Source organism: Actinomadura sp. CNU-125 (assembly GCF_001942465.1).
Lineage (GTDB): Bacteria > Actinomycetota > Actinomycetes > Streptosporangiales > Streptosporangiaceae > Spirillospora.
In genome coordinates this window covers 1-26,902 of record NZ_MKJY01000017.1, presented here as the reverse complement: position 1 = coordinate 26,902, position 26,902 = coordinate 1, and the positions used below count along the sequence as shown (strand labels likewise).

Here is a 26,902-nt window from a genome sequence, read left to right as displayed (position 1 = left end):
GGGCCCGCACCGGCTTCGTCCGTCCGGCCCGCTCCGCCGGGTCCGCGGCCGCCGCGCGCTCCCCCCGCCGGGACGGCCGGAAGCTCCCGGAGCAGCAGGTCGAACAGCTTGTCCCAGCGGGCGAGCACCGCCTCCGGCCGGAACCGCCGGACGGACGCGCGCGCGTTCGCGCACCCAGCACGCGGCACAGTTCGGCGTCGTCCATCAGCCGGCCGAGCGCCGCCGCGAACGCCGCCGTCCCGCCCGGCGGGACGAGCACCCCGGCGTCCCCGGCACCGGCGTCCCCGAGCAGGGCGCGCACCCCCGGCGCGCAGTCGAACGCCACCGTCGGCAGCCCGTAGGCCATGGCCTCCAGCACCGACATCGGGAAACCCTCGGCCCGCGACGCAGCACGAAGATCGACACCTCGACGAGCGCGTCCTCGACGTCGGCGACCACGCCGCGGAACTCCACCGAGCCCGCGAGGCCCGCCTCGGCGGCGCGACGCCGCAGCGCCTCCTCGTCCGGGCCGGTGCCGTAGACGTGCAGCCGCCAGCCGGGGCGCCGCTCCCGGGCCCGCTTCCACGCCTCCAGCAGCAGGTCGACGCCCTTCTCGTCCGACAGGCGCCCCACGCAGGCGACGGCCGGGAGGTCGAGCGTCGGGTACACGACCGGCTCGACGTGCAGCGGGTTCGGGATGTGGTCGGCGTTGGTCATCCCGGCGCGGGCCCACGCGTCGGCGTCCTCGGCGGTCAGCGCCAGCAGCCGGTCGGCGTGGGCGTAGTGCTCCCGGACGCGGCCGTGCCGGGACGAGCGCCGCGTGGCCTCGTACGACTCGTGCGTCATCCCGACGACCCGCAGCCCCGAGGTGTCGGCGAGCCGCACCCACTCCATCGCCCACACCTGCGCGACGATCACGACGGCCCCCGGGCGGGCGGCGGCGAACAGTTCCGACAGCCGGGCGGCGCCGCGCCGCTGCGCGGCCGAACGCCACACGTCCCGTCCCCGCGCGGCCAGGTCCAGGCGGTCGCGCGGCGAGCGCGGCCGGTGGGCGAGGGCGGGCGGCCGCCAGCGGTCGTGCAGCGCCTCCACCCGGTAGGCGCCCGCCGGATCGTGCGCGGCCGGGCCCGGCCCGCGGGTGATCCCGACGAGGGTGACGCGGTCGCCGCGCGCCGCGAACAGCCGCGACCATGTGGTGGGCCCACCGCTGGAGCCCCCCGACGTCGTCGGCGTTGTTGCAGACGATGAAGACGTCCCGTCCCGCACCGGTGCCCCCGCCGCCGGTGTTCCCGCCCCTCAGCATGCCCGCCTCCGATCGGCGAAGTAGCGTTCCACCACCGTCCGCGCCGCCGTGCCGCGGTCGTGCTCACCGAACCGCGCGGCGAACGCGCGCGCCGGGGAGCGTGCACCGCCTCCGCCGCGTCCAGCCCGGCCAGCGCGGCGACGAGCCCGTCGGCCGTCCGGGTGATCGGTCCGGGCGCGTCCCGTTCGAGGTCGACGTACCCGGCGCCGGGGTCCCCGCCCCGGTCGGACGGGTCGTCCGGCAGGTGCAGGACGATCGGACGGTCCAGCAGCGCGAAGTCGAACACGATCGACGAGCGGTCGGTGATCAGCGCGTCCGCGAGCAGCAGCAGCGGGGTGACGTCCGGCACGCCGCCCGCGTCGCGCATGAAGGCCCGCGCGGACGGCGGGAGGTCCGCCCGGCACAGGTAGTGCGGACGCAGCAGCAGCACGAACTCGTCTCCCAGTTCGCGCGCGAACACGTCCGGGTCGATCGGCGGTTCGAGCGTCCGGACGGGACGGCCGCGGGGGCCGGTCGCGAACGTCGGCGCGTACAGCAGCACGCGGCGCCCGTCCCGGTCCAGGCCGAGCGAGCGGCGCAGCGCGGCGATCTCGGCGGCCAGCTCGGGGTCGCCGTCCGCCCCGGCGACCAGCGGATCGTTGCGGGGATACCCGGACGGCAGCAGCGGCGCGCGCACGCCGAGGGCCGGGCAGAGGGTGCGGACGTCGTGGTCGGAGCGCACCAGGAAGCAGTCGTAGCGGTCCACCATCCGGCGGAGCCGCGCCGCTCCGCCGCGGGGGCGGCCTTGAGCCGCGGCTGGTCCAGGCCCATCGGCTTGACCGCCGAACCATGCCACGTCTGGACATAGGTGGTCTCGGGCCGTTTGCGGAGACCATCCGGGAAGCCCTGGTTGTCGACCCAGTACCGCGCCCGCGCGAGCGCCCGGTAGTACGCCCACGAACCGCGCCGGACGAGCCGCGCGTCGGCCGGGAAGCCCTCCGGCGACGTCCGGTAGGACCACACCGCGTCCACCGCGCGGCCGGACCTGCGCAGCTCGCGGTAGATGTACTTGGGGTTGTCGGAGTACGACCGGCCGAGATGGCTCTCGAACACCGCCAGCCCGGGCCGGACGGGCAGCCGCGTCAGGACCCGGTTGAACACCGCGGTCTTCGTCCGGCGGGAGGCCAGCGCCCCGCGCGCGGACCGGTGCAGCCGCCGGGCCCGCCGCCACGAGCCCCGGCCCGCCCGGGTCCCCGCGGCGCCCGCGCACGCCGCCCCGGTGAGCCGCGCCCCGCGGCCGCGCGCGTCCAGGACGAACGACAGGTGCCCGGACGCGGTCACGTGCGAGCGCAGCACGTCCCCGGCGAGGCGGGACAGCCGGGGCCGCACCGGAAGATCGACGTCGTTCAGCGGGGGCGAGCCGGTCCCGGTGCCCGGCCGGGTGACCATCGTCTCGCCGTTCACCGTCACGCGCAGCCGCACGTCCCACAGCGGGTCGACGAACCCGATCGGCCGGACGCGCCGCTGCGGATCGAACTCCGCCCGCCAGGCCAGCCGGTCGCCGCGGTGCTCGACGTCCGCCCCGACCCGGGCCGCCGGGGCCCGCCCGCGGCGGTCCCGGAACACCAGCACCGCGGACAGCTCGGCGTCCGGCGGCACCCGGCCCAGCGGGTTCAGGACGTGCCCGGCCATGCGGGCGCAGCGTCGCGGACCTCCAGCCGCGTCACCGTGTTGCCCGGGCACAGCTCCCGCAGCGGCCGCAGGTGGAACCCGAACCCGGTGACCGTCCAGACGCGGCGGCCGAGCCCCCCGCGCGGCGGGCGGCCGCCCCAGAACACCCGGCCGTCCCGCTCCAGCAGGGCCGCGCCCAGCTCGGGATGGCCGGGACGGTGCTCCGCCGCGGCGATCGCCGCCGCGTGGTCGCCCTCGCGGACCAGGTACGCGGCGATCGCCGCCATCGGGTTGGCGTCCTCGAACGCCCGCGGGTCCAGCTCGGCGAGGTAGCCGGCCGACAGGTCGAGGAATCGCGCCCGGTGCCCGGGGTCCCGGCCGCGCAGTTCCCGCAGGTACAGCACCAGATCGTGGTTGAGGAACTTGACGTCCTTGGCCCGCTTGAGATCGTGCGCGCCGCGCAGCGCGAACAGCATGTCGATGCGGCGGTGGATCTCCAGCCGGTCCGCGAAGTTGGCCAGTTCGGCCCGCCGGTTGGAGATGGACGGGCCCGACGCCGCGTCCTTGACCAGCCAGTTGTAGACGCGGTGCGGGATCAGCGCGGTGCGCTCCGCCGCCAGGTACGCCTCGGCGGTGAACAGCAGGTCCTCGTAGTGGAGGCGCTCGACGAACCGCAGCCCGTGCTCGTCCAGGAACTCCCTGCGGTACGCCTTGTTCGTCGACAGCGTGTCGTAGAGCAGATCGGGGTTCTCGCCGAGGGACCCGTAGACGGCGCTGCGCTCGTACAGCCGCGGGTACCAGGGGCGGGTGCGGTTCCGCGCGTTCGGCGGCCGGTTCAGGAAGACCCGGGTGCACAGGCCGGAGACGAGGTCGGCGCCGGTGTCCTCGGCGGCCGCGACGAGGTTGAGGCAGGCGTGCCGGTCCAGCAGGTCGTCGCTGTCGAGGAACATCACGAACCGGCCGTCCGAACGGTCGATCCCGGTGTTGCGGGGACGGCCGCACCCCCCGGAGTTGACCGGCAGGTGCACCGCCCGGACCCGGCCCGGATGCGCGGCGGCGAGCCGTTCCGCGACGTCCCCGGTGCGATCGGTGCTCGCGTCGTTCACGATCACCGTCTCCACCGCGCGCAGCGACTGCGCCAGCGTCGAGGCGACCGCCCTCGGCAGCCGACGCGCGTCGTTGTAGGCGATCACCACCACACTGACATCCGGCCGCACCCGCATGGGCCTTCCCTCCGCTACTTCGCGTGCCAGGGATTCCTTTCCAGGAACGGCCGGGCAAGGTCCAAGCGGCGCCAAAGCCTGTCAATGGTTCGCATTACCGTCGCCTCGTCCGGGCACGCCGAAGGCGCCCGGCGGAGCGCCGGGCGCCTTCGTGATCCGCGGATCAGGCGTACTCGGGGTAGCCGTAGCCGACGATCTGACCCTTGTCGCGGGTCCTCTCCTGGACGGCGTTGTTGCTGTTGCCCTCGATGGTGCTGACGGTGCCGTCGCCGTTGTCCTTCTCGACGATCCCGACGTGGTCGATGTCGCCGATGGAGCCGTCCGAACCGGCGCCCCAGTCGAAGAACACGATCGCACCGGGCTTGGCCTCGTCGCCCCAGCGGCCCTGGTCCTTGAACCAGTTGGCGTGCGAGACGGTGTAGGCGTCCCAGCCCATGCCCTTGACGCCGGTCTGCGAACCGAGCCAGGACACGAACATGTCGCACCACGCGGCGCCCTTGTAGGCGTCCACCGAGAACCCGCCGCTGCTCGCGGCGCTCTCCGCGCGGGGGGTCGAGACCCACCAGTCGTGGAACTTGGTCATGTTGCCCGAGCCCTCTTCCTCGATGCCGACCTGCTCCTTGGCCAGGTCGATCACCTCGGACGCCTCGACGGCGCGCGGCAGCACCTTCCAGCCCTCGGCCTTCGCCTCGGCCAGGGTCATCCCGGACGACGTCGCCTCGGGCTTCTCGACGGTGTGCGTCACCGCGGCGGCCTTCTCGGCGGTCGCGCTCACGGCCTCGGTGGCCGCGCTCGCGCCGGCGACGGGGCTGAAGACCGACAGCCCCACCGCGCCGGCCAGCACCGCGCCGACGGCGACGCCGACGGCCCGGTCCTCGGGGGTCCAACGCTTGATCGCGAGTTCGGGGGCCAGCCGCTTGACCGCGGACTGGGGGTTCAGGCGCTTCACGGACTCGTTAAGTCGATCGAAACGACCGGTCATGCAGGGAATCTCCTTGTCTCCCATGACGCCTACCGGGTTAGCTGACGGATTCGGGCATGGAAGAGCCCTACGGCGCGCTCGGGACGCGCCGATTCACCCCTGGAACTTGGGTCCCCGGCTCCGCTGCGGCCCCTGTCGGGCCTGTGCGGACTCGGCCTTCACGCCGCGCGTGCGGCGCTGGATTGTCGGATTTCTCTGAGCGACTGCTCTGGAGGGGCGCGCGTGCATGGCGCGCGTCGCGTGCGTGGATTGCTCCGCGACCGGCGGCCGCGCCCCTGGCACGGCCGGTACAACGCGTGGATCGCGCTGCGAGATTCGGGTTGAAGGTACCAACCTTCGCTAAGAAAGCAAACCATGGCAAAAGTGATCTTTTCCCTGGTCAAGCGCCTTCCAAGTCCTTGCCAACACCCACCCGCGGAGCGTTCTTCCCGATCTTTATCGACGCTCCCGGAACGCCCTCCGCACAGGGCATTGCGCACATCGCCGATCTCCGCATTCCTAGATCGACGAAACAACGACGGGAACCGTCGAACCGGTCCCCAGACCGCCCCGTCGCATGAGCCAAGTCACACGACAACGAACCCGCAGGTCAGAGGCGGCGTCGGTCACTCCACCCGGAGCGCGAACATCGTCGTGTCGTCCGCCGCCCGGTCGTGCTCCATCCGCGCCAGCACCTCGTCCAGCGCCGGCTCCGGACGCCCCGCCCCCTCCTCCAGGATCACCGTGAGCCGCGCGATGCGCTCGTCCAGATCCGCGTCCCGCCGCTCCACCAGACCGTCCGTGTACAGGAAGACCATGTCGCCCCGCACCAGCGGAGTCTCGATCGTCGTGTACTCCCACCCCGGCATCGCACCGAGCATCGGATCCCGGACGCCCTCGAGCGGCGCGGCCCGCCCGTCCCGCACGAGGATCGGCGGCGGATGCCCGGCGCACGTCCACTCCATGACGCCCCGGAGCGGATCGAAATGCCCCACGATCGCCGTGCCCGTCGCGGGCGGATCCATCGTCCCGACCAGCTCGTTCAACCAGCCCACCAACCGCCCCGCGGGCTCCCCGGTGAACGCCAGGCCCAGCAGCCCGTTGCGGGTCCGCGCCATCGCCGCCGCCGCCGGCAGCCCGTGCCCCGCCGCGTCCCCGATCGCGAACAGGCCCCGCCCGTCCGGCAGCCCCCGCGTCGCGAACCAGTCGCCGCCGATCCTGGCCGCGCTCTCCGCCGCCAGGCTGCGCAGCGCGATCCGCGCCCCCGGCAGCTGCTCCACCTCCCCCTCGTCCGGCAGGATCGCCCGCCGCAGCGTCACCGCGACCCGCCGCTCCTGCGCCGTCCGCGCCTGCTGCTTGAGCATCTGCCGCCGCGTGTCCGCCAGCGCCCGCTCCACGCCCCGCCGCCGGGTGATGTCCTGCGACACGATGTTCACCGACACCGGCAGGCCCGCGTCGTCCAGCACCGGCTCGGCGAACAGCCACAGATGCCTGGGGCGCCCGTCCTCCCCGATGACCCGGTGCTCGGCCTCCACCGGCTCCCGCCGCGAGAACAGCGTCTGCAGGGCCTCCTCCACCAGCGGCAGATCGTCGCCCGCCACCACCTTCGGCAGATCGTGCGGCATCGGCGGCACCTCGTCCGGGGACAGCCCGTAGTTCGCCAGCATCTGCGGCGTCCACTCCGCCTCGCCCGTCACCAGGTCCCACTCGCCGAACCCCAGCTGCGCGAGCCGTTCCACCCGCTCCAGCCTCCGCGCCAGCCGATCCTCCCGACTGTGGTACCGCCAGACCACGCACACCCCGGTCGGCACCCGCACGCACCGGACGCTCATCCGCGACGTCCGCGACAGCCCGCTCTGCGCCGTCGTGTACATGATCGACCCGCGCTCCAGCGTCTCCCCGCCCCCGAGAACCTCCACGTACTCCTCGAACAACCCGGTCAGGGCCGCCCCCGGATCCGTTCGCAGAAGCCGCAACCCCCGGAGTTCCTCGGCACCCCGCCCGAACAGATCCTTCGCCTGCCCGTTCAGCTCCGCGTACAGGAAATCCGCGACGTTCCCCTCCGGCCCTCGCACCGGCACCAGATGCGCCGCCGAATCCAACGCCCCGTCCAGCACGCCCCGGGCCACGGGATCGTCCGGCAACCCCTCCAGGATCTCCCGGTCGCCCCCGGTGTCCTCGGCCGTCACCCGCCGCAGCACGTCCTCGGCCTCGGACACCACGGCCCGGCCCGTCCGCGACACCTCCGCCCGCGCGCCCGCCGCGCGGCCGCCACCGCCTCCGCCGTCCCGGCGCCGACGTCCTTGACCACCAGCGCCGCCGCCTCCGCGAGCTCCATGTCCAGGTCGCGCGCCAGCCAGATCAGGTGCTGCAGCGCCTCCCCGGGCGGCACCCCGAGCCGCCGCGCCAGCACGACCCGCGCCTCGGCCAGGATCGCGCGGTCATGCGCGGCCCCCGCAGGTCCTCAAGGTCGGGCACCGCCGCGTGCACCCCCGGCGCTCGCGCCCCCTCCGCTTCGGCCAAGCCACTCCCCCATTCGGCGCTTCATGCCCCGAGAGAAAAAAGCTACATACGCCAGCGAAGGAGTATTCGTCCCTTTCCGGGTCTCCTACCCGTATCTTTAACCCGGTTTTCCCTGGATGCCCGAACTTCACCACTTCCGGTGACCGTCCACGGACCATCCCCTACCCCACCGAGTGACCCAGCTCACACACCCCGGGACGGGCGACCCCACCGCCCCTCGAATTCCCGGTACGCACCAGCCTGCAGACTGCGCTAGAGTAATCAACGCCCGCCACACAAGGCGGGCACCGGGACGTAGCGCAGTTTGGCAGCGCACTTGACTGGGGGTCAAGGGGTCGTGGGTTCAAATCCCGCCGTCCCGACAGAGTAAGACCAGGTCAGAGGGGCTTCGGAGATCATCCGAGGCCCCTTTTTCGATCTTCAAGCCCGATGGGGAGCCAAAAGGGGAGCCACCCTCACCCGACCTACGCCGACTTCACCGGCCCGAACACCGCGTCCGCGACCTCGGCACCCCGGGTGATGACCGGCCGCAGCTGATGCCGGTACACCTCCCCCGTCACCGCCGGCGACGAGTGCCCGCACAGATCGGCGATCGCCTCGATCGGCACCCCGCTGTCACTCATGATCGAGACGAACGAGTGCCGCAGTTCCCGCGGCGACCAACTCTCTCCAATCCCCGCCTTCCTCGTGATGAGCCGGAACGCCCGCCGCACGTTCGCGGCGTCCAAGGGCCGCCCTGTCGTCGAGCAGAACACCAGACCATGGTCGTGTCACTCTTCCCCCGCCCGGGCCGCTGCGCTGCCTGCCGAGCGTGAGGCCTGCACAGAGCCTCAGCGGCCTGCCCAGGCAGTTCCAGCGTCCGGCGTGCCTTCTCGGTCTTTGTGTCGCCGTGGGCCCGCACGGACCGCCAGACGTAGATGGCGAACTTCTCGTGTTCGAACCCGACCGCGGTCACCGGGCGCCAGCCCGCCCCACCGCCGGCCTGGGCGACGACGTGGTCCCACTGCATCGCTCGGGCTTCCTCGGTGCGAATCCCGGTGAGCCTGCGGCTGGTGCACGCGATCCTCAAGCGTGCGATCCGGCAAGCCCAAGCGCGGGACATGGTCATGCGGAACGTGGCCGAGTTGGTCAAGACCCCCAAGGGGACGGCGGGACGCCCGAGTCGGGCGCTCACGCTCGATCAGGCTCGGGCCGTGCTGGAGGCGGCCCAGTCGTCGAGGCTGCACGCCTACGCGGTGGTCAGCCTCCGGAGATGTGCCGCCGACTGCCCTGAACTTGCGCCGTAGAGAAGCCGCGAACTCTGTTGCAGTGGAGTTGAGGGACGGACGGCGAAGGGCAAGACCAAGAGCCAGGTCTCGTGGACCGGCTCAAGGCGGCCGTCATGGATCTGGAGACGGGGGTCAAGAGCCCGGCGAACTACACCGTGGGAGAAGCGATTGAGGACTGGCTCGCCAAAGGGCTCAGGGGCTCGACGGCGACACGGTCGCCAACTACCGGAGCCTTGGCGGGTAAGCACGTTATCCCGCTGATCGGCAAGGTCAAGCTCAAGGACCTGTGTGCCGATGACGTGGACGAGTGGCTAGACGGGCTCGCCGGTTCGCTGTCGTCCCGGACAGCGACCTCGTCGAGTCTGCGGACCGCCTGCGCCGCCGCTTCGGCGTACCAGTGAAGCTCCGTGGCCGGTTCACCTGAGTTCAGCGCCGCGACAGCCTGGTTCAGGTTCACCCCGATTCGGTGGGCCTGCCCCGACGCATACATGAGGTCGCCGAGAGCTTCTCTCAGCTTTACGTACTCCGGGCGGGTCGAACCGGCCGCGGCGGTCAGCTGAGTCTGCGCCGCGCAGCGGTCGCCAGATGCTCACGCTCAGCTGCCGCCTTCACGGCAGCGTGCTCTTCCTCCGACATGGTGATGAACACAGCCCGATCACGCCGCGGCGAGCTGTGCCTCCTCGAGTTCCGCCTTGCCGCCTTACCTACCTCTTCGTCAGCCAACGGCACCTCCACTGGATCGCGCCCGATCCAGTCCCCGCCCCCGGACCGCGCCCGGTCCGAGGGCAACATCATTATGTTTTCCATTTCTTGCCCCGCGGCGGCGAGCGCGGCGAGGCAACGCCAGGTCGCTGCCGATCACCGTCCCGACGGCCCGCACTTGTCGGGCTTCGCCGCCGGTGAGGTCCCGGACGGCCAGGACGAGTTCAGACCCGAAGAAGAGGCGTCCGTCGACGAACTCACGCGAGCGCCCAAGGTGGTGTTCTCCTCCACACTGGAGGAGCCGCTGACGTGGGCGAACTGCACGCTCGTCCGCGGCGACGCCGTCGAGGCCGTCCGCGGCATGAAGGCGAGCGGCTCGGGACTCCTCACCACGATCGGCAGCCTCAGCCTGTGCCGGTCCCTGCTCCGAGCCGGACTCGTCGACCGCTTCCGGGTCGTGATGTTCCCGGTGATCACCCGCGCCACGGGCGCAGAACGCATCTACGACGGCTATCCGGACGTCGCCCTCGAAATGATCGAGCACCGCACCTTCGACGGCCGCATCCAGTTGGTCGAATACAAGCCCCGCGTGCTCGAGCACCCGCCGCTCGGCGCCCCTGCGTGACACCGCCCCATCCACCGGTCCGGACCGCCGCCATAACCGCAACACATCGGGCTCACACGCCCCGATCTGCTCGGCAATCCGGGCTTCTTGAGGCGCGTCCACGCACACGCGGGTCGTTGGCGGTGTGCGCCCCGAAGAAGCGATGTCCTTCGGGGCGCGCGGCAGGGGTTCGGGTTCAGGCGTTGTAGCCGCCGTGGGCGTCCAGCACCGCGCCCGTGACGTACGACGCGGCGGGGCTCGCCAGGAAGGCGATCGCCGCGGCGATTTCGTCGGGGTGCCCCATGCGTTGCAGGGCCAGCGAGCTGAGCAGGGCCTTGAGGGTGTCGGGGTCCGGCGGTTGCATGCCGCTGTCCATCAGCCCGGCTTCGACGACGTTGGCCGTGATGTCGCGGGGCCCGAGGTCCCGTGCGACCCCCATGGTGTACCTCTCGATGCCTGACTTGGTCGCAGAGTAGTCGGCAACGCCCGGGACGCCGACCCGGGAGCCCAGTCCGGAACTCACCGTGATGATGCGGCCACCCGTGCGCAGCACTCGGGAGGCGGCCCGGATGACGGCGATCACGCCGAGGTAGTTGGTGGCGTGCATCCGGTCCAGTGCGGCGGTGTCGGCGTCCGGGTCGTCCACCGTGCGGCCCTGCTCCACCGAGATCGCCGCGTTGTTGACGAGGATGTCCAGGCCGCCGAAGTGCGCGACCACGTCGTTGATCAGCGCCGGTGCCCGGCTCGTGTGCGCCTGGTCGGACTTGAAGGCGATGGCCTTCGCTCCCTTGCCGTGCACCTCGTCGACGACGGCCTGCGCCTGTTTCTCGGAACTGACGTAGGTGAAGGCGACGTGGGCGCCCTGCTCGGCCAGCAGCCGTACGGTCGCGGCTCCCAGTCCGCGCGATCCCCCGGTGACCAGGGCGACCTTGCCCGTGAGTGGCTTGCTCATTCTTCTCACCTCGCTGATTGATCCTTTCCGGCAGTCGCAACGTTAATTGTTACGACAACATGTTGCAACCTTCACTGTTACGACTGCCGTAGCATGGAGCGTTGTGGCCGAGAGGAGGAGCCCATGAGCGCCAACAGCAGGCTGACCATCGCCGCCCACGCGCTGGCCTGGATCGGCCTCTACCAGCGCCAGGGCCATGAGGTCGCCACCTCCGAGCAGATCGCGACCAGCGCGAACACCAACCCCGTGGTGATCAGACGGCTGCTCGGCGAGCTGCGCAGGGCCGGGCTTGTGGAGTCCCGGCGGGGCGTGGGCGCGGGCTGGTCGCTGGCACGCGAGCTGGAGTCGATGACCCTGCTCGACGTGTACGAGGCAGTGGAACCCGGGCCACTGTTCGCAATGCACCGCACCACCCCAGACCAGGGATGTGTGGTGGGTCACGGCATCCAGCCGGCAATGCAGAGCATCTACGAGGGCATCGAGGAGACCGTGAGACACGAGCTGGCCCGCGTCACGCTCGCGAACGTACTCCAGGACGTACTCGCGGCACCTCGCTAACCTCCCCGTTGCGTCCTGACGTCACCAAGATCCGATCTAAGTCCAGGCCAGCGAACAGCCTGGCAACCAGTCACGCCGAAGACCGTTGCAGTATCAGACCGTGTCCTACGAGCTCGTAACTTGATCTTGTTCGCCGTGGTCCGGCGTGGCCGATGTGACGATTCCGCCGTTCGGGAGGATGTGAGCATCCGGCCATGGATCGTGGACGACGACGTGTGGGCCCTGATCGAGCCGCTGCTGCCCTGGCCGGATAAGGCGCCGGGCCCACGGGCCGCTGGCGGACCGGTTGTGTCTGCAGGGCATCCTGTACGTCCTGCACAACGACATAGCCTGGCAACTCCTGCCACTGGAGCTGGAATTCGATCCCGGGCAGACCTGTTGGCGGTGCCTGGAGCGGTGGCAGCAGGCCGGGGTCTTCGACCAACTGCACCGCATCCTACTCGTCGAGTTGAAGGCGGCCGGCGAACTCGACTGATCCCGTGCGTGCGTGGACGGCTCCCACATCCGCGCGAAAAAAAGGGGGCGCCGACACTGGCCCGTCGCCGGTCGACCGACGGGTAGCAAGCACCACCTGATCTGCGACGGACGCGACACCCCGCTCAAGGTCATCACCACCGCGGCCAACGTCAACGACGTCCCCCAGACCCTCGCCCCGGTCGACGGCATCCCGCCCGCGACCGGACGGCGCGGGCGCCCGCCCCGCCGCCCCGACTCGCTCCTCGGTGACAAGGGCTACGATCCAACCCCAACCGCCGAGAGTTGCGCAAGCGGCGGATCTTGCCGGTCATCTCCCGCAAGGGCGCCCCGAACAACAAGGGCTTGGGCAAGCTCCGCTACGTGGTCGAGCAGACCTTCGCCCTGCTCCACCAATTCAAACGCCTTGCTGTCCGTTGGGAACGCCGAATCGAACTCCACGATGCCTTCGTCTGGTTGGCCTGTGGCCTCATCTGCTGGAGACGCCTCAAGAAGGCCCGCCCATGATCGTGTTACGAGCTCTATGTGCGCACCTGAGAGGGATGGGGTTACGTGGCATTCGTGCTGGACGCCTTCTCCCGCCGCATCGTGGGCTGGCAACTGGCCGACCACCTGCGCACCCACCTGCCCTTGGACGTTCTGGAGATGGCGCTGTGGCATCGCGGCCGCCAGCGGCCGGTGCTGCCCAGCGCCCCCCTTCATCATTCCGACGGGGGCTGCCAATATGTCAGTTCCCGCTACACCACCCGGCTGGCCGACTTGGGCGTCACCGCTCGGTCGCCGACTCCTATGACAATGCGATGGCCGAGGCGCTGAATGCCACCTCCAGGACCGAACTGATCCATCCCCGCACCTGGCGGAGCTGCGACCAAGTCGAATCCATAGCCGAATGGGTCAGCTGGTACAACCATCGCCGGCTCCACACCGCGATTGGCGACGTCCCACCCATCGAGTACGAGACCAGCTACCACCGTTCACGATGGTCAAGAGGATGGCTGAAGCGCTTAAGTCGGCCGAGGCCGACGCCGTCTACGGAGCACTGTCCGTAGCCAGCCCCGCAGACCGCGTCGCTCCGCGCTCATGAGCGCTTCGGCCATCGTCTTGACCATCGACCGCAACACATCGGGCTCACACGCCCCGATCTGCTCGGCAATCCACTCGGCGGGGTCCACACTGTTGTCCACGGCCATCGCGTTGTCCCCTTCTTCTTGATCATCCATCTCGAAGGATCACGCGGTGGCGCCTCACGTCACAACGCCATGCCACTTGACCTGGTCAAACTCATACACCACCTCGGTGGACGCAACCCCCTTTTTCGATCTTCAAGGCCGACGGGGAGCCAAAAGGGGAGCCACCCTCACCCGACCTACGCTGACTTCCCTGGACCCGAACACCGAGTCGCCAACCTGAGCGCCTCTGGTGATGACCGGCCTCAGCTGATGCCGGTAGATCTCCCCGGTCACGCTCGGAGACGAGTGCCCGCACAAGTCCGCGATCGCCTCGATGGGCAGCCCGCTCTCACTCGTGATCGAGACAAACGAGGGCCGCAGCTCCCGCGGCGACCAGGTCTCCCCGATCCCCCCTTCCTGCTGATGAGCCGGAACGCCCGTCGAACGTTCGCGGCGTCCAGCGGCCTCCCCCGGTCGTCGAGCAGAACACCGACCACTGTCCTGCCACTCCTCCCCCGCCTTGAGCTTCTCCTTGGCCTGGCGGGCATGGTGCCTGCGCAAAAGCTTCCACAGCCTGTCCGGGGAGTTCCACCGTCCGGCTCGACTTCTCGATCTTGGTGTCAGCGTGTGCACGCACGGACCGCCACACGTAGATGGCGAGCATCTTGTATTCGAAGCCCGCTTGAGCGACCGGCTGCCACTCACCGTCATCCTCCTCCCAGGCGGCGACGTGGCCCAGTGCATCGCCCGGCCTTCTTCTGTACGGATGCCGGTCAGGAGGCTGACCGCCACATACGCGTGCAACCGCGATGATTTGGACGCCTCCAGGACGGCGCGGGCCTACTCGAAAGTGAGAGCCCGGCTGGAGCGTCCGGCCGTCCCCTTGGGGGTCTTGACCAGTTCGGCCACGTTCTGCATGCCAGTGGCCCGTCCCTGCGCCTGCCGGAGGGCCCGCTGAGGATCGCGTGCACGAGCCGCAGACTCCGGGTGGACAGTGAGCCGGGCGAGCCCGTCGAATCACTCGTCCATTTTATCGGCGCGCAGGTCCTTGAGCTTGGCCTTGCCGATCAGCGGGATGACGTGCTTGCGGGCGAGGCCCCCGATAGTTGACGACCATCTCGCAGCTCACCGACCCGCTGGCCAGCATCCGAGCAACCGTCCAGCACCACCCCGGTCTCCTCGACACCACCGAACTGGAATGGCTCCGCGAGCGCATCGCCGCCATGACCGACGCATGGCACACGCCGCCGTTCACCGCCCCACTCCCCCTCGTTCACGGGGGCACACGGATCGACAACCTCATGCGCCACCAAGTGGGCCACATAGTGCTGGGTGACTGGGACAGCGTCGCCATTGGCCCCCGCGAATGGGAACCCGTCCACAGCCACCACGGACAACGACGCTTTGGCCTCTCCCCCGCCGACGTCGACGACTTCACCAACGCCTACGGCTAGGACCTCAGCGAATGGCCCGACTACGAGGCCCTCATGCGCGTCCGCGACCCCTGCGCCATCGGCATTCACATCTGCAACGCCCCCGGCGACCCCTTTGCCCGCCGCGAACTTGCCCATCGACTAGACTCCTTGAAAAGAAACGACACCCCAGCCGTTGACACATAAAGACAGCCGGTCCCCCAGCGGTTCACGCATTTCACGGTCATCCTCATGGCATTGCCGACGATCCGGTCAAGGCGTGGCCCCCGCAGCGGCCGGTCAAGGCCGATGCCGACAAGACATGCCACTCCCTGAGCATTTGGCCTGGCTGCGCGGACGGGGCACCGTGCCGCACATCACACGCCCAGGCATCGATTCCTACGAACGGCTTCGACGCCACTGCTGGAAGACCGAACGAACGCTGGCCAGGCTGTTCGGCTACCGGCGCCCGACCGTCCACTGCAAACGCCACGGACACCTTTTACCGCCATCGTCGCCCACGCCGCCACCATCACCTGCTATACGAAGCTCGCCAAACTTACCGTGCGAGACACACTCTTAAGCAGACGAAATTCTGGCAAATCACACTAAATACGACCAGAGCGCGGATTCCACTCCTCCAGACGAGCCGTAAACGACTCACCGCCGTAAATCGATTCATACCGAATCTCGAAACTAAGTCTTCTGGTGACAAGCTCCCAGAACCAAGCGTGATCTCCGTCATCGAAGTCATACATTCCCAAAATAAATACTTCTTGCCCGAATTGAAGTATTCGATCCGCCCCCAAAGTAGTCATGATCTCAATTCTGCCGGAGGTGGAATTCTCTACCCTTTCGAAAGTATCGACGTCCCATCCGCCCAATATTTCTCCATCCAGCTTGACGATTGACTCGACAATCATCGCCGGCCCGAGGCCGCAATTCTTTAGCTTCAGTCCGGCTTCTGTACTGCGATATCTTTTAACGCGATTGATCTGCAGCAGAGGGCGGATGGAATTTTGGTTATGTTTCCTATTCGCCCGATGCTCCGCGAACGAAATTACCAGGGAGGCGACGGCTACGACCACCGCGCACGTAGCAGTGATGGATTCTGCGTTCATCGTGTCGCCCTCCAGGATGTTCAGCATTCCCTTGCTCCCTTCGACGCGAGCAACAAGCCCCTGGTTCCCGGATCTTCCGAGGTTCTCGCCCCATGAGACGCTTGGCTTCGGTTGGCCATGGGGGCATGGCTTGATCTCGATGGGTGCTCCGGTGGATGAGATGCGATAATAATCTGCAGGACGAGTGATTTCCTTGATCGTTTCGTCTCTGTTCGCCAGAACGTCTTTGTCGCCCCGAGGGGAGCCAATTGGGGAGCCACCGTGGTCAGAACGGCTCGGACACACTATGAATCCTCCAGGTCGTTTCCGCAGGTGAGTGGCTCCCTCGTCGACTTCGATGGACCTTGATCGACTGGGCTGGTGTGCCTGGGGGCGCGGGTTCGAATCCCGCCGTCCCGATAGGGCACAGGCCGGTTCTCCTCGCGGAGGGCCGGCCTTCTTCGTTCGTTGGCCGCTCGTTAGCGGACGGGCATTCCGGCGATCACCGCCGTGGCGGTGATCGCCGGAACAGCGTCGGCTCGTCTGCGCCCGATGTGCGCGTTACCTTGGCCGGATCAACGATGCCGCCGGGGCGGCTTCGGTGTTGGTCTGGTTCGGCCGGCTTCGAACTCGCCTGGGGCTAATGGAACTACGCAGCGGACTCTGGCCGGTCGGTCATGTCGTCGCTAGGTAGTGCTCGGCGATCTCGTCGCTGGTGGTCAGCCAGACGTGGGGGTGGCCTGCGATGTACTCCAGGGCCCGGTCCAGGTATCCGGCCCGGAAAGGCTGGCCGGTGACGAACGGGTGGAGGGCCAGGGCCATGACGCGCCCGCTGTCGGCGGAGTCGGCGTAGAGCCGGTCGAACTGGTCGGTGACGGCTTGGAGGAACTCGGGCCCCGTGAAGCCGTTCATGGTGAAGAGGCACAGGTCGTTCAGTTCGAGGGAGTACGGCACGCTCAGCATTCCGGGGATGTTCAGGCTGTACGGCTGGTCGTCGTTGGTCCAGTCCAGCAGGTAGTTCACGCCGAGGTCGGCCAGAAGCGCCGGGGTCTGGAACGTCTCGGTCAGCGCCGGGCCGAGCCAGCCCCGGGGACGGCGGCCGGTGGCGGTCTCGATGGTGCCGACGACTTCGGTGAGGACGGCGCGCTCCTCGTCGGCGGACATGCCGGTCTGCAGGAGGGAGTTGTTCCTGCCGTGCGCGAGCCAGGCCCAGTCCCGTTCCCGTCCCGCCTCGATGATCTGCGGGTAACGGTGGGCGACGTCGGAGTTGAGCAGGACGCTGGGCCTGATCCCGTGACGGTCGAAGATCTCCGTCAGCCGCCAGACGCCCACGCGGGGCCCGTAGTCGCGCCAGCCGTAGTTCAGCGGATCGGGCGTCAGGGCCGCCGTCGCCTCGTTGAGGCTCGTGGAGGGACGGTCGACGAGGAAATGCTCGACGTTCAATCCCACGTAGAACGCGACGCGTGCGTCGCCGGGCCATCGGATCGGCTTTCGTCCGACGATCGGGTCGTAGTCGAAGAGGTCGTTCTCCATCGTCGTTCTTCTCCTTCGTCGGATCGAGGTCAATGGACGGCCGGAGCCGTTTCGGCGCGGTCCGGGGCTTCGGGACGGGGATCGCCCTTGCTTCGCCGCAGCGCCGTGAGGGCGATGACGATGACGACCGCCGCCAGCGCGGCGGCGACCGTCGCGGCGACGTGGAAGCCGGAGACGAACGCGTCCTGGGCCGCGTCGGTCAGCCGGCGGGCGAGCGGTGCGGGAAGGTTCTCGGCCGCCGAGATCGCGCCGCCGAGGGTTTCGCGCGCCGCTTCCTCGGTCCCGGCCGGGACGACGATCCGGTCCCGGTAGACGGCCGTGGCGACGCTGCCGGTGATCGCGATGCCCATGGCCAGGCCCAGGTCGTACGCCGTCTGCCCCGCCGCCGCGGCCGAACCCGCCTTCTCGGCGGGCGCGGCGGCGACCGCGAGGTCCGTGCCGAGCACACTGATCGGGCCGACGCCGAGCATGATGACCGTGATCGCCGCGGCGGCGGCGACCGGGCCCGCCGCCTGCGCCGCCAGGACGTAGCCGACCAGGGAGACCAAAGTCCCGGCCACCAGCACGCGGGCGGGGCCGGCGCGCCGGACCAGCGGCGGGGTGAGCTGGGAGCCGAGCAGGAACGCGGCGGCCGAGGGCAGCAGCCAGAGTCCGCCCGCCATCGGCGACAGCCCGCCGACCATCTGCAGGAAGGGCGGGACCAGGTACTCGACGCTGTTGAGCGCCATCATGCCGAGGAACAGGATCGCCAGCGCGGCGGAGAACGTGCGGTCGGCGAACAGCCGAAGATCCAGCAGCGGGGCCGCGAGCCGCCGCTGCCGCCGGACGAACGACCAGCCGAACACGACTCCGGCGACGCCGACGGCGGCGACGGGCGCGTCCCAGCCGTGTTCGGCGATCCGCTTGATCGCGTAGACGACCGGCAGGACGCCCAGCAGGAACAGCAGGACGCTCGGCACGTCCAGCCGCCCGGCCGAGCCGTCCCGGAACTCGGGCAGCACCGATCGTCCCGCGGCGAGCACCACGACCATGACCGGTGCGCCCAGCAGGAACACCCACCCCCACCACAGCCGCGACAGCAGCAGCCCGCCGAAGACCGGCCCCAGCCCGACGCCGAGCGCCAGCGCGGTGGACCACAGCGAGATCGCCCGGGTCCGCTGCCCCGGGTCGGTGAACATGGCGCTGATCAACGACAGCGTGGACGGCAGGATCGCCGCTCCGGCGACGCCGAGCAGGGCGCGGGCACCGATGAGCAGTTCCGGGCTGCGCACCGCCGCGGCGGTCAGCATCAGGAACTCCACCAGCAGGTAGAGCGCGGCCCCGGCCAGCAGCAGCCGGCGGCGTCCGACCCGGTCCCCCAGGGTGCCCATGACCACCAGGAATCCGGCGGTCATGAACCCGTAGACGTCGGTGATCCAGAGGAACTCGGTTCCGCTCGGCCGCAGGTCGGCGGTGAGGTCCGGCGTCGCCAGCCACAGCACCCCGAGGTCGGCGGTGAGCAGCATGGTCGGCAGCAGCAGCACCGCGAGCCCCAGCCACTGCCGCGCGCCGGCCCTGGCCGGGGGCTTGTCATGTCGTTCGTCCATGCCTGGGACGGTAGGAGCGGGGTGGGGGCCGCCGGGAGGACCGCGGACGTCGCCGAGGGGACCGAACGCGTCAGGTTCGGCCGGCGCGCGACGACGTCCGGAGCGCGGCCGGACCGTGGCCGTACCATCGGTGGACGGCCCGGCGCAGCGCGCGCGGATCGGAGTATCCGGAGCGTGCGGAGATCGCTTCCAGCGTCATCGACGTCTCCCGCAGCAGGTGCTCGACCCGCTGCCGCCGGAAACGTTCCAGTTCGTCCCGCCAGCTCGTGCCTTCGTCGCTCAGGCGGCGTTGCAGCGTGCGCGGCCCCATGGCCAGTCGGTGCGCCACGTCGCCCAGTTCGGGCGGTCCCGCCTCGACCGCGGCCTCCAGCGCGAGGTGGAACCGGCCGAGCCAGTCCAGGACCGGACGCGCGGTGGCGACCGTGATCCGCGCATGCTCGTCCAGGATCGCCGCGAGGGCCGGGTCCGCCCGCGGGAACGGCGCACGGGCGTCGGCGTCCGAGAACGTCACCGCCGGTGGACCCGCCTCGAACTCGATCCGCCGGGTGCCGTACACCTCGGCCAGCAGGTCGTACCGGGGCGGCGCGCGGTGGGGCAGCCGCACCCGGACGGGCACGAACCGGCGTCCGGCGGCCGAGCCCGCCACGCCGAGCAGCATGGCCGGCACGAACTCCGCGATCAGCGGGAAAGACGGATGCTCCTGGTACGGCCCGTGCCAAGTGACCGTGACGCCCGCGCCGTCGCGGGTGACGCCGAGCGTGTCGGCGGGGTCGGCGATGGCCGCGAAGTGGCGGCCGCAGGCGTGCAGTGCGTCGTCGAGGGTGTCGGCGGCGGTGAACAGGTAGTCCCACACGCCGAGCCGGCCGGGACGCCACAGTTCCATCGCCCGCGCTCCGCCGCCCGCCTCCGTCATCGCCCCGGAGATCGCCTCCCACACGCGCAGGAGTGTCGCCGTGGGGATCCGGACGCGCTCCTCGTCCATAACGGTCAGGCCGGGGATGTGGGTGAACCGTGACCGGTGCACGCCCGACCGCCGCCCCGCTTCGAGCAGCATTCGCGTGAGATGCGGCGAGACGCCGTGCAACATCCGGTCCATCCCTGTTCGCGCTCTCCGAGCGCCCAGTTTCGCATGAGAGCCTTTGTCCGGGCTCGACCGCCTGTCCACACCGTCTCGCACGGGCGCCGGCGAGGGCCTCACGGGTTGAGCAGCGTCTTGATGGCTCGGCGTTCGTCCATGGCCCGGTATCCCTCGGCGGCCTCCTCCAGCGGGAGGGCGAGGTCGAAGACCGCGCCGGGGTCGATCTCGCGGTTCCAGATCAACTCGATCAGCTCGGGCAGGAACCGGCGGACCGGTGCCGGGCCGCCGTGCAGGTGGACCTGGGAGAAGAACAGCTCCTCGACCGGCAGCCGGACGTCGTGGGAGACGCCGACGAACCCGACGTGACCGCCGGGCCGGGTGGAGCGGATCGCCTGGAGCATCGACTCGGAGGTACCGACCGCCTCGATGACGCTGTGCGCGCCGAGCCCGCCGGTCATGTCCTTGATCTCCGCGACGCCGTCGGCGCCGCGTTCGGTGACGATGTCGGTGGCGCCGAACCGGCGGGCGAGTTCCTGGCGCGGCGCGTGGCGGCTCATGGCGACGATCCGTTCGGCGCCGAGCCGCCGGGCGGCGAGCACCCCGGCACAGGCCGACGGCGCCGTCCCCGACGACCGCGACGGTCTTGCCGGGCGCGACGTCCGCCGCGACGGCGCCGAACCAGCCGGTGCCGAGCACGTCGGACGCGGCCAGCAGGCTCGGCACCAGGTCCGCCGGGGGCGCTCCGGGGTCGCGACCAGCGTGCCGTCGGCCAGCGGGATGCGGGCGAGTTCGGACTGCGTCCCGATCGAGCCCATCAGCACGCGGTGCACGCACGAGCTCTGGTAACCCGCCCGGCACAGCTCGCAGGTGCCGTCGGACGCCCAGAACGAGCCGATCACGAACCGGCCGGGCCGGATCGTCCGGACGTCGGCGCCGACCTCCTCGACGGTCCCGACGTACTCGTGCCCCATCGGAGCCGGGCCGTCCAGTTTTTCCACGCCCCGATACGGCCACAGATCGGACCCGCAGACGCACGTCGCCGCGACGCGGATGATCGCGTCGTCGACTCGATGATCGCCGGATCGTCACGCTCCTCGACACGGAGGTCGCCCGGGGCGTACAGAACAGCTCCACGCATGGCCGGTTCCCTTTCTTTCGTTGCCGAAGATTTCCATGGGCTTCTCCCACTCGGCGGCCGGCTCAAGGGCCCTACCCCGCCGCCCGCGTCCGTCCCGCGTCTGCGGTGCTCCGGCTCGCCGCCGGTCCGCGCCCACGGCGCGTCAGGACCGCCAGTGGCCGACGAGTTCGGCGTAGAGGGGGCTGAGGTCCAGCAGCGTGCGGTGCGTCCCGACGATCGGGCCCGAGGCGTCCATGAGGAGGACCCGGTGGGCCCGCTGCGCGGAGCTGATCCGGTGGGCGATGACGATGAGCGTCCCGCCGCGGGCCGCCAGCGCCTCCTCGGCGCGGGCCTCCGCGGCGGGATGCAGGTGGCAGGTCGCCTCGTCGAGGACGACGACCGGCGCGGCGGACAGGTAGGCGCGGGCGAGGGTGATGAGCTGGCGTTCCCCGTGGGACAGCGGCCCGCCGCCGGGCGGGACGTCGGCGTCGAGGCCGCCGAGCCGGCGCAGCGTCTCGTCCAGGCCGATCGCGCCGACGGCCTCGTCGAGTTGCGCGGCGGTGGCGCCGGGGCGCAGGTAGGCGAGGTTCTCCCGCACGGTTCCGGCGAAGACGTAGCTCTCCTGCGGGATGAGCGTCACGGCGTCGCGGAGCCGTGCCGGGTCCAGGTCGGGCAGCGGCACCTTGCCGAGGGCGACCGTGCCCCGCTGCGGACGGACGAGGCCGGCGAGGACGTTCGCGAGCGTCGACTTCCCCGTGCCGCTCGGGCCGACGACGGCGAGGTGGGTGCCCTCGGGGACGTGCAGGCTCAGGTCGGCGAGGACGGGCGCGGCGCGGGGCGAGTAGGCGAACGTGACATGGTCGAGTTCGATGTCGGACGAGGCGGGGACGGGCGAGGGCCGGGCTCGTACCGTCCGGGCGGGGCCCGCGGAGATCTCGGCGAGCCGGCCGAGGATCACCGCGAGGCTGAGCAGCAGGGTGCCGCCCGCGTCGACCAGCAGGACGATCCCGGGTTGCAGCCCGGTGATGAGGTATCCGGCCGCGCCCGCCACCTCCCCCGTCGTGAGGTGTCCGCCGTCGATGAGACCGGGCGACAGCGCGAGCAGCGCGAGCAGCGGCAGGTGCACGCCGAGCACCAGCACCGGGAGCCGGACGAGACGGGAGCGGGCGAACGCGCGCAGCGCCGCGGCCTGCGCGTCGATGGGCGCGGCGACGGTGCGGGCCGCGCGGTCCTCGGCGGCGCACGCGACGACGTCGCGCACGCCTTCGACGACGGCGGCGCCGGCTTCGCCGATCCGTTCGGCGTGCCGCACGACGGCCCGGTACCGGCGGACCTGGACGCCCAGGAACGCGGCGAACACGCCGAGGGCGAGGGCGACCGACAGGGCGATGGCGAGGGCGAGCGGCGGGGAGAGCAGCGCGAGCCCGATCAGGGCGGCGAGCCCGGCGGCGAGCAGCTGCCGGACGTTGCGCAGCGCGGTGCCGAGCAGCGCCCGGACGGCCTCGGCCTGCTCGGTGACCTGCGAGACGCCCGCGCCCGCCGGGCCGTCGGTCCGGTGCAGTGAGGCGGTGACGACGTCGGTGACCAGGGAGTCGCGGAGCGGCTCGACGGTCGCGGCGAGCTGCGGGTAGACGCGCCGGGTCGCCTCGGCGCCGCACAGGTACAGCGCCGCGAGGGCCGCGAGCCAGGCCAGGCCGACCCCGGGACGCCCGGCGAGGAACCCGTCGTCGAGGGCGCGGGCGAGCAGGAGGCCCGCGGCGAGCACCGGCACGCCTTCGAGGACGGACCAGGCGGCGAGGCGGCGCAGCGCCGGTCCCCGTCCGCGCAGGTGGCGGCGCAGCAGCCGGGCCGCGGGCGGGACCCTCATGCGTCGGCGGCGAAGACGGCCCGGTACGCGGGGTCGCGCCACAGTTCGGCGTGGGGGGCGAGCGCGCGGATCCGGCCGCCGTCGAGCCAGGCGACCAGGTCGGCGCGGGCCGCGGTGGCGGGGCGGCGCGCCACCACAAGGCTGGTGCGCCGGGCCAGGAGGCGCCGGAGCGCCCGGGTCACCTTCAGTTCCGTCGCGGTGTCGAGGCTGCTGGTGGCGTCGTCGAGGACGACGATCCGGGCGTCAGCGCCGCCCGGGCGAGCCCGAGGCGTTGCAGTTCGCCGCCCGACAGCGGCGCCCGGTCGAGCGGGGTGTCGTACCCGTCCGGCAGCGCCCGGACGAAGTCGTCGGCGGCGGCCGTCCGGGCGGCCCGGCGCACGTCGGCGCGGGTGGCCTCGGGCCGGGCGTAGGCGATCAGGTCGTGGACGGTCGCGCCGAGCAGGGCCGGGACGTCGAAGGCGTAGGCGACGGCGCGGCGCAGTTCGGGCGGCGCGACGGCGGTGACCGGGACGCCGTCGAGTTCGACGCGTCCCTCCTGCGGGTCGAGGAGCCGCCCGACCAGCGACACCAGCACGCTCTTGCCGGTTCCGGACGCGCCCACGACGGCGACGGCGGCCCCGGCGGGGACCGTGAGGTCGAGCCGGTCGAGGACCGTGCGGTCGCCGATCCGGACGGTCGCGTCCCGGATGCCGAGCAGTCCGGGGCCGTCCGGCAGCGCGACCGGACGCGGGGGCGGTGCGACGGCCGGGGCGGTGTCGAGCACCTCCTGGACCCGCCCCGCGCCGACCTCGCAGTTCAGCAGTGCGACGAAGGTGTCGAAGAGCGCGGCGGCGCCGACCGCCATGGCGGTGTAGGACGCGGCGGCGACGAGCTGGCCGGGGGTGATGGCGCCGGCGCCGAGCCGCAGCCCGGCGACGTGACGACCAGGACCTGCAGCAGCGGCGCCAGCGCCGACATCCGGCGGCTCGCCCGGCCCTGCGCGGCCCAGGTGCGGTGTCCGGCCTCGCGCAGCCGCGGGAGCGGCGCCAGGATCCGGGCGGCCTCGCGTTCCGCGGTTCCGCCGGCGCGGATCGTCCGGATGCCCCGGTGGGCGTCCAGCAGCCGGGTGGAGACCGCCGCCTGGTGGCGCTGGTAGTCCGCGAACGGGGCGCTCGCGCGGGCGACGAAGACGCGCAGCACCACGACGGCGGGCGGCACGCCGAGCGCGAACGCCAGCGCGAGCGTCCAGTCGATGAGGGCCAGCGCGACCACGGCGCCCGCGGTCGTCGCCAGGGTCGCCGCGACCGCCATGAGCTGGACGGGGAACGCGGCGGGGCCGCTCGCGCTCTCGGTGAGCCGCGCGAGCACGTCTCCGGTGGGGAAGCGGCGGCGGCCGGGGACCCCGAGTTCGAGGACCCGGTCGACCAGCCGGTGCCGGAGCCACGCGGTGATGCGGCTGCCGCAGTAGGCGCCCGCGAGGTCCTCCCCGGCGTCGGCGAGGGCGGCGACGGCGAGGACGGCCGCGAGGCCGGTCAGGGCGGAGCCGAGGGGGCCGCCGGTGTGGACGGCGTCGACCGCGCGGGCGAGCATGATCGGTGTCGCCAGGGTCGCCAGGACGCGCAGCAGCGTGCAGAGCGCCAGCAGGCACATCGACGCGCGGGTGCGGCGGACCGAGGCGCGCAGCAGCCGCCCGCCCCCGGCGCGCAGGACGGCGGGGCCGGGGGGTTCGGTCCGGACCACGCGGGTCGGCTCCCTTCCCTTCCGGCGGGCATTGGTTACAGTGAGCGGTGGGTCCGGTCACGGATCGGCCGGGTCGTCCGACCGATCCGTGACCGGTGTCTACGGGCCGGGGTCAAGCTCTATGTCCGGACCGTGTCAGGGTGATCGGCCTCACGCGCAGGAGATGCCGACGCACACGGTGTTCAGCAGCGTCAGCAGACCGGCGCACGTGCACGTGCCGCCGAGCTGGATGCCGTCGATCTCGATCGGGTCGGTCTCGGGCAGGTCCTGCAGCTCCGCGACCAGGTCACCGTCGAAGATGTCCATCTGTTTCACCTCCTTTCCTCGTCGATGCCAAGGTCCGCCCCGCGTCGAGGCAGAAGCGGACCACAGTCGTCCGCAGGTCCTCGGGCCATGCCTGGACGACCGCGGTGTGGTCGCCGTCGACTTCGAGGTACTCGAAGTCGGGCCCTTCGGTCCTGCCGAGTTCGAGGAGGCGCCGCCGCAGCGCCCGCGACTGGCCGACCGGGACGATCTCGTCCCGGGTGCCGTGCGCCACGAGCAGCGGCGCGGTGAGCGCGCCGCACACGGCCAGGACGTCGCGCCGCGCGTCCCGTCCGGTGCCGCCCGGCCGATGCAGCCGCGCCACCCGGTCGCGGACCGGGGCGGCGCGCGTCGCGGTGCAGGCTCGCGGCGGAGGTGAACGGGGCCAGCGCGGCGCACGCCGTCCACAGGTCCGGTGCGCGGCAGGCCGCCAGCAGCGCCAGCCAGGCGCCGTAGCTGACGCCGAGCAGGATCGGGTGCGGCGCTCCGGTGACGGCGCGCCGCCGGTCGGCGATGCCGCGGCCCAGGTGCACGACGTCGTCGAGGTCGGGCCCGCCCCAGTCGCCGACGACCGCCCGCAGGTGGCGTTCGCCGTAGCCGGTGCTGCCGCGCTGGTTGGGGGCGACGACGGCGATGCCCGCGGCGGCGAGATGCTGGAAGAGCGGGTCGAACTCCAGCCGCCACGCCGACAGCGGGCCGCCGTGCAGCGCGAGGACCACCCGGTCGCTCTCGTGCCAGCGGGCGCCGCCGTAGACGATCGCCTCGACGGGCCCCGCCGGGCCCGGCAGTTCGACGAGGTCGGCGCCCGCCCAGCCCGTCCCGGTGCCGGACGGGCGGCGCGCGAACGACCAGCCGGTGCGGTGCGCCGTCGCCAGCGTCGGCGGGCGGTGCGGCGCCGAGAAGCGCAGGTGGATCCGCCCGCCGGTCCAGGAGGCGGGCGGCGACAGGACGCCGGGCGGCCCGGGCACCGGTTCGGCGCGGTCGTCCGCCGGGTCGTGGATCAGCAGACGGGACGTGGCGCCGGCGTCCTCGCAGACCAGCAGGCGCCCGCCGCCGTCGAACGCCAGCGGGGTGCGGGCGCGGGCGGGCCGGTTGAGGGCGTCGGGGAAGCGCACGCGGCCGCCGCCGGGCGACCACAGGCCGATCATGGGGCCGCCGTCCCCGGGTCCGGTGGTGGTCACGGCCAGGCTCGCCGACCGCCGGTCGCAGGCGACGATCCGGTCGGTCGTCGTGCCGGACACCGTCCAGATCCGGCGCCAGGCGCGTTCCCGCAGGTCGACGGCGATCCCGTCCGTCCGGTGCCCGGCGCCGGTGTGGTCGAGCGCCAGCGTGCGCCCGTCGTCGAGCCAGACGCCGCCGGACAGCACGCCGGGGATCCGCAGCACCGGTTCGGGCGGCGCCGCTGCGTCCGGCAGGACCCAGATGCGGGAGTGCCGCTCGTCCTCCACCGTCACGAGGACCAGGGTCTGCGGCGTTCCCGGGCCGGCCAGCGGGTATCCGGCGAGCATCGGCGCGATCCGCCACGACCGGACGTCCGTCCCGTCGCCGCCGGGGCGCACCGCGATCACCGTTCCGTGCCCCGCGGGCGTCCCGTCGGCGCCGACCGCGGGCCGCGCCACCAGGTCGCGGCCGTCGTCCAGCGGGACCGGACGGCTGAACCGGTCGACGGGCGCGCGCCCGCGTCGACCGCCCGCCGGACGCGCGTCGCCGGTGAGGGCCCAGCGCTCCAGCGTCACGCGGTCCCGGACGGTGCTCAGGCAGGCGGCCCACCTGCCGTCGGCCGAGAACGCGAACCCGAACCGGGACGGGACGGCGGGGAGG

General features: G+C 71.6%; 27 protein-coding genes, 1 tRNA gene, 4 pseudogenes and 1 riboswitch. Of the genes and pseudogenes, 10 read left to right on the top strand and 22 right to left on the bottom strand.

Annotated elements, in window-relative coordinates; genetic code table 11:
* The 8 genes and pseudogenes from BJF79_RS58210 to BJF79_RS02710 form a co-directional block, all read right to left on the bottom strand.
* Positions 1 to 188 (bottom strand): hypothetical protein (locus tag BJF79_RS58210; RefSeq protein WP_262401438.1); only part of this gene is annotated, 188 nt, incomplete at its 3' end.
* A 29-nt stretch (positions 189 to 217) separates the two neighbouring features.
* Positions 218 to 696: pseudogene (locus BJF79_RS66415) on the bottom strand (glycosyltransferase); the annotation flags it as partial.
* A 197-nt stretch (positions 697 to 893) separates the two neighbouring features.
* Positions 894 to 2,030, bottom strand: a complete 1,137-nt coding sequence (locus BJF79_RS66410; RefSeq protein ID WP_410050031.1) for a CDP-glycerol glycerophosphotransferase family protein — start codon at positions 2,028 to 2,030, stop codon at positions 894 to 896.
* Positions 2,031 to 2,077: 47 nt separating this feature from the next.
* Positions 2,078 to 2,710, bottom strand: a pseudogene (locus BJF79_RS66405) (CDP-glycerol glycerophosphotransferase family protein); the annotation flags it as partial.
* Positions 2,711 to 2,934: 224 nt separating this feature from the next.
* Positions 2,935 to 4,155 carry a glycosyltransferase family 2 protein gene (locus BJF79_RS58200; RefSeq protein ID WP_262401436.1) on the bottom strand — a complete coding sequence of 407 codons (1,221 nt, stop codon included), beginning with the start codon at positions 4,153 to 4,155 and terminating at the stop codon, positions 2,935 to 2,937.
* Between the two features lie 163 nt (positions 4,156 to 4,318).
* A complete protein-coding gene (locus tag BJF79_RS52725; RefSeq protein WP_262401435.1) occupies positions 4,319 to 5,104 on the bottom strand; it encodes a CHAP domain-containing protein in 786 nt (261 codons plus the stop codon).
* 43 nt (positions 5,105 to 5,147) lie between these two features.
* Positions 5,148 to 5,304, bottom strand: a riboswitch (cyclic di-AMP (ydaO/yuaA leader).
* A 438-nt stretch (positions 5,305 to 5,742) separates the two neighbouring features.
* A complete protein-coding gene (locus tag BJF79_RS02715) occupies positions 5,743 to 7,338 on the bottom strand; it encodes a SpoIIE family protein phosphatase (RefSeq protein ID WP_075894833.1) in 1,596 nt (531 codons plus the stop codon).
* Positions 7,302 to 7,529 (bottom strand): hypothetical protein, encoded by a 228-nt coding sequence (locus BJF79_RS02710; protein ID WP_075894832.1) that lies wholly within the window; start codon positions 7,527 to 7,529, stop codon positions 7,302 to 7,304. The genes BJF79_RS02715 and BJF79_RS02710 overlap by 37 nt, the downstream gene beginning before the upstream one ends.
* Before the next feature lie 398 nt (positions 7,530 to 7,927).
* Between BJF79_RS02710 and BJF79_RS02705 the strand changes: the two genes are divergently transcribed.
* Positions 7,928 to 8,001: transfer RNA gene (locus BJF79_RS02705), tRNA-Pro, on the top strand.
* 102 nt (positions 8,002 to 8,103) lie between these two features.
* On the opposite strand, the gene BJF79_RS58195 is transcribed toward BJF79_RS02705, so the two are convergent.
* Positions 8,104 to 8,394 carry a tyrosine-type recombinase/integrase gene (locus BJF79_RS58195; protein WP_075894831.1) on the bottom strand — a complete coding sequence of 97 codons (291 nt, stop codon included), beginning with the start codon at positions 8,392 to 8,394 and terminating at the stop codon, positions 8,104 to 8,106.
* Positions 8,395 to 8,664: 270 nt separating this feature from the next.
* On the opposite strand from BJF79_RS58195, the gene BJF79_RS56985 reads away from it, so the two are divergent.
* The 3 genes from BJF79_RS56985 (at position 8,665) to BJF79_RS02685 (ending at position 10,234) form a co-directional block, all read left to right on the top strand.
* Entirely contained in the window at positions 8,665 to 8,925 is a 261-nt protein-coding gene (locus BJF79_RS56985) for a hypothetical protein (protein WP_075894830.1), read from the top strand.
* Positions 8,926 to 8,996: 71 nt separating this feature from the next.
* A complete protein-coding gene (locus tag BJF79_RS02690) occupies positions 8,997 to 9,308 on the top strand; it encodes a hypothetical protein (protein ID WP_075894829.1) in 312 nt (103 codons plus the stop codon).
* A 479-nt stretch (positions 9,309 to 9,787) separates the two neighbouring features.
* Positions 9,788 to 10,234, top strand: a complete 447-nt coding sequence (locus BJF79_RS02685) for a dihydrofolate reductase family protein (protein ID WP_262401434.1) — start codon at positions 9,788 to 9,790, stop codon at positions 10,232 to 10,234.
* 175 nt (positions 10,235 to 10,409) lie between these two features.
* Here BJF79_RS02685 and BJF79_RS02680 read toward each other — a convergent pair whose 3' ends face one another.
* A complete protein-coding gene (locus tag BJF79_RS02680; RefSeq protein ID WP_075894828.1) occupies positions 10,410 to 11,165 on the bottom strand; it encodes an SDR family NAD(P)-dependent oxidoreductase in 756 nt (251 codons plus the stop codon).
* 123 nt (positions 11,166 to 11,288) lie between these two features.
* On the opposite strand from BJF79_RS02680, the gene BJF79_RS02675 reads away from it, so the two are divergent.
* The 5 genes and pseudogenes from BJF79_RS02675 (at position 11,289) to BJF79_RS66390 (ending at position 13,246) form a co-directional block, all read left to right on the top strand.
* Positions 11,289 to 11,723, top strand: coding sequence for an Rrf2 family transcriptional regulator (locus BJF79_RS02675; RefSeq protein WP_075894827.1), 435 nt, complete (start codon positions 11,289 to 11,291; stop codon positions 11,721 to 11,723).
* Positions 11,724 to 12,009: 286 nt separating this feature from the next.
* Positions 12,010 to 12,198, top strand: coding sequence for a transposase (locus BJF79_RS66400; protein WP_410050030.1), 189 nt, complete (start codon positions 12,010 to 12,012; stop codon positions 12,196 to 12,198).
* A gap of 12 nt (positions 12,199 to 12,210) precedes the next feature.
* A pseudogene (locus BJF79_RS66395) lies at positions 12,211 to 12,704 on the top strand (transposase).
* A gap of 45 nt (positions 12,705 to 12,749) precedes the next feature.
* Entirely contained in the window at positions 12,750 to 13,013 is a 264-nt protein-coding gene (locus tag BJF79_RS02660; RefSeq protein ID WP_075894825.1) for a DDE-type integrase/transposase/recombinase, read from the top strand.
* On the top strand, positions 12,998 to 13,246 hold the full coding sequence (locus BJF79_RS66390) for an integrase core domain-containing protein (protein ID WP_075894824.1): 249 nt from the start codon (positions 12,998 to 13,000) through the stop codon (positions 13,244 to 13,246). The genes BJF79_RS02660 and BJF79_RS66390 overlap by 16 nt, the downstream gene beginning before the upstream one ends.
* 273 nt (positions 13,247 to 13,519) lie before the next feature.
* Here BJF79_RS66390 and BJF79_RS02650 read toward each other — a convergent pair whose 3' ends face one another.
* Positions 13,520 to 14,077: a tyrosine-type recombinase/integrase gene (locus BJF79_RS02650; protein WP_410050029.1), complete on the bottom strand. Its 558-nt coding sequence runs from the start codon at positions 14,075 to 14,077 to the stop codon at positions 13,520 to 13,522.
* Positions 14,078 to 14,472: 395 nt separating this feature from the next.
* Here BJF79_RS02650 and BJF79_RS02645 point away from each other — a divergent pair, with 395 nt between their 5' ends.
* On the top strand, positions 14,473 to 14,820 hold the full coding sequence (locus BJF79_RS02645) for a hypothetical protein (RefSeq protein WP_075894822.1): 348 nt from the start codon (positions 14,473 to 14,475) through the stop codon (positions 14,818 to 14,820).
* A gap of 566 nt (positions 14,821 to 15,386) precedes the next feature.
* Here the strand turns inward: BJF79_RS02645 and BJF79_RS52715 are convergent.
* The 11 genes and pseudogenes from BJF79_RS52715 to BJF79_RS02600 all read right to left on the bottom strand — a co-directional run.
* A complete protein-coding gene (locus BJF79_RS52715) occupies positions 15,387 to 15,926 on the bottom strand; it encodes a hypothetical protein (protein WP_143219649.1) in 540 nt (179 codons plus the stop codon).
* Between the two features lie 627 nt (positions 15,927 to 16,553).
* A complete protein-coding gene (locus BJF79_RS02630; RefSeq protein ID WP_075894821.1) occupies positions 16,554 to 17,411 on the bottom strand; it encodes a polysaccharide deacetylase family protein in 858 nt (285 codons plus the stop codon).
* 29 nt (positions 17,412 to 17,440) lie between these two features.
* Positions 17,441 to 18,997: an MFS transporter gene (locus BJF79_RS02625; protein WP_075894820.1), complete on the bottom strand. Its 1,557-nt coding sequence runs from the start codon at positions 18,995 to 18,997 to the stop codon at positions 17,441 to 17,443.
* A 70-nt stretch (positions 18,998 to 19,067) separates the two neighbouring features.
* On the bottom strand, positions 19,068 to 20,084 hold the full coding sequence (locus BJF79_RS02620; protein ID WP_262401433.1) for an AraC family transcriptional regulator: 1,017 nt from the start codon (positions 20,082 to 20,084) through the stop codon (positions 19,068 to 19,070).
* A 107-nt stretch (positions 20,085 to 20,191) separates the two neighbouring features.
* A pseudogene (locus BJF79_RS02615) lies at positions 20,192 to 21,213 on the bottom strand (zinc-dependent alcohol dehydrogenase family protein).
* Between the two features lie 142 nt (positions 21,214 to 21,355).
* Entirely contained in the window at positions 21,356 to 23,059 is a 1,704-nt protein-coding gene (locus tag BJF79_RS02610; protein ID WP_075894818.1) for an ATP-binding cassette domain-containing protein, read from the bottom strand.
* Entirely contained in the window at positions 23,056 to 23,241 is a 186-nt protein-coding gene (locus BJF79_RS50430) for a hypothetical protein (protein ID WP_083733112.1), read from the bottom strand. Before BJF79_RS50430 ends, BJF79_RS02610 begins: the two co-directional genes overlap by 4 nt.
* A 2-nt stretch (positions 23,242 to 23,243) precedes the next feature.
* On the bottom strand, positions 23,244 to 23,903 hold the full coding sequence (locus BJF79_RS50425) for an ATP-binding cassette domain-containing protein (RefSeq protein ID WP_083733111.1): 660 nt from the start codon (positions 23,901 to 23,903) through the stop codon (positions 23,244 to 23,246).
* Positions 23,855 to 24,778 (bottom strand): ABC transporter transmembrane domain-containing protein, encoded by a 924-nt coding sequence (locus BJF79_RS50420; RefSeq protein ID WP_083733110.1) that lies wholly within the window; start codon positions 24,776 to 24,778, stop codon positions 23,855 to 23,857. The genes BJF79_RS50425 and BJF79_RS50420 overlap by 49 nt, the downstream gene beginning before the upstream one ends.
* A gap of 150 nt (positions 24,779 to 24,928) precedes the next feature.
* Positions 24,929 to 25,084, bottom strand: a complete 156-nt coding sequence (locus BJF79_RS55055) for a VenA family class IV lanthipeptide (RefSeq protein WP_187356949.1) — start codon at positions 25,082 to 25,084, stop codon at positions 24,929 to 24,931.
* A gap of 5 nt (positions 25,085 to 25,089) precedes the next feature.
* The coding region (locus BJF79_RS02600) for an alpha/beta fold hydrolase (protein WP_075894817.1) at positions 25,090 to 26,902 on the bottom strand (1,813 nt) is incomplete at its 5' end.

Excerpts from the sequence above, each read along its gene's own strand:
- BJF79_RS66410 (WP_410050031.1), bottom strand. The coding sequence starts at position 2,030 with ATGGTGGACCGCTACGACTGCTTCCTGGTGCGCTCCGACCACGACGTC.
- BJF79_RS58200 (WP_262401436.1), bottom strand. The coding sequence starts at position 4,155 with ATGCGGGTGCGGCCGGATGTCAGTGTGGTGGTGATCGCCTACAACGAC.
- BJF79_RS02680 (WP_075894828.1), bottom strand. The coding sequence starts at position 11,165 with ATGAGCAAGCCACTCACGGGCAAGGTCGCCCTGGTCACCGGGGGATCG.
- BJF79_RS02675 (WP_075894827.1), top strand. The coding sequence starts at position 11,289 with ATGAGCGCCAACAGCAGGCTGACCATCGCCGCCCACGCGCTGGCCTGG.
- BJF79_RS66390 (WP_075894824.1), top strand. The coding sequence starts at position 12,998 with ATGGCCGAGGCGCTGAATGCCACCTCCAGGACCGAACTGATCCATCCC.
- BJF79_RS02650 (WP_410050029.1), bottom strand. The coding sequence starts at position 14,077 with ATGACGGTGAGTGGCAGCCGGTCGCTCAAGCGGGCTTCGAATACAAGA.
- BJF79_RS52715 (WP_143219649.1), bottom strand. The coding sequence starts at position 15,926 with ATGCTGAACATCCTGGAGGGCGACACGATGAACGCAGAATCCATCACT.
- BJF79_RS02630 (WP_075894821.1), bottom strand. The coding sequence starts at position 17,411 with ATGGAGAACGACCTCTTCGACTACGACCCGATCGTCGGACGAAAGCCG.
- BJF79_RS02625 (WP_075894820.1), bottom strand. The coding sequence starts at position 18,997 with ATGGACGAACGACATGACAAGCCCCCGGCCAGGGCCGGCGCGCGGCAG.
- BJF79_RS02620 (WP_262401433.1), bottom strand. The coding sequence starts at position 20,084 with ATGTTGCACGGCGTCTCGCCGCATCTCACGCGAATGCTGCTCGAAGCG.
- BJF79_RS02610 (WP_075894818.1), bottom strand. The coding sequence starts at position 23,059 with ATGAGGGTCCCGCCCGCGGCCCGGCTGCTGCGCCGCCACCTGCGCGGA.
- BJF79_RS50425 (WP_083733111.1), bottom strand. The coding sequence starts at position 23,903 with ATGGCGGTCGGCGCCGCCGCGCTCTTCGACACCTTCGTCGCACTGCTG.
- BJF79_RS55055 (WP_187356949.1), bottom strand. The coding sequence starts at position 25,084 with ATGGACATCTTCGACGGTGACCTGGTCGCGGAGCTGCAGGACCTGCCC.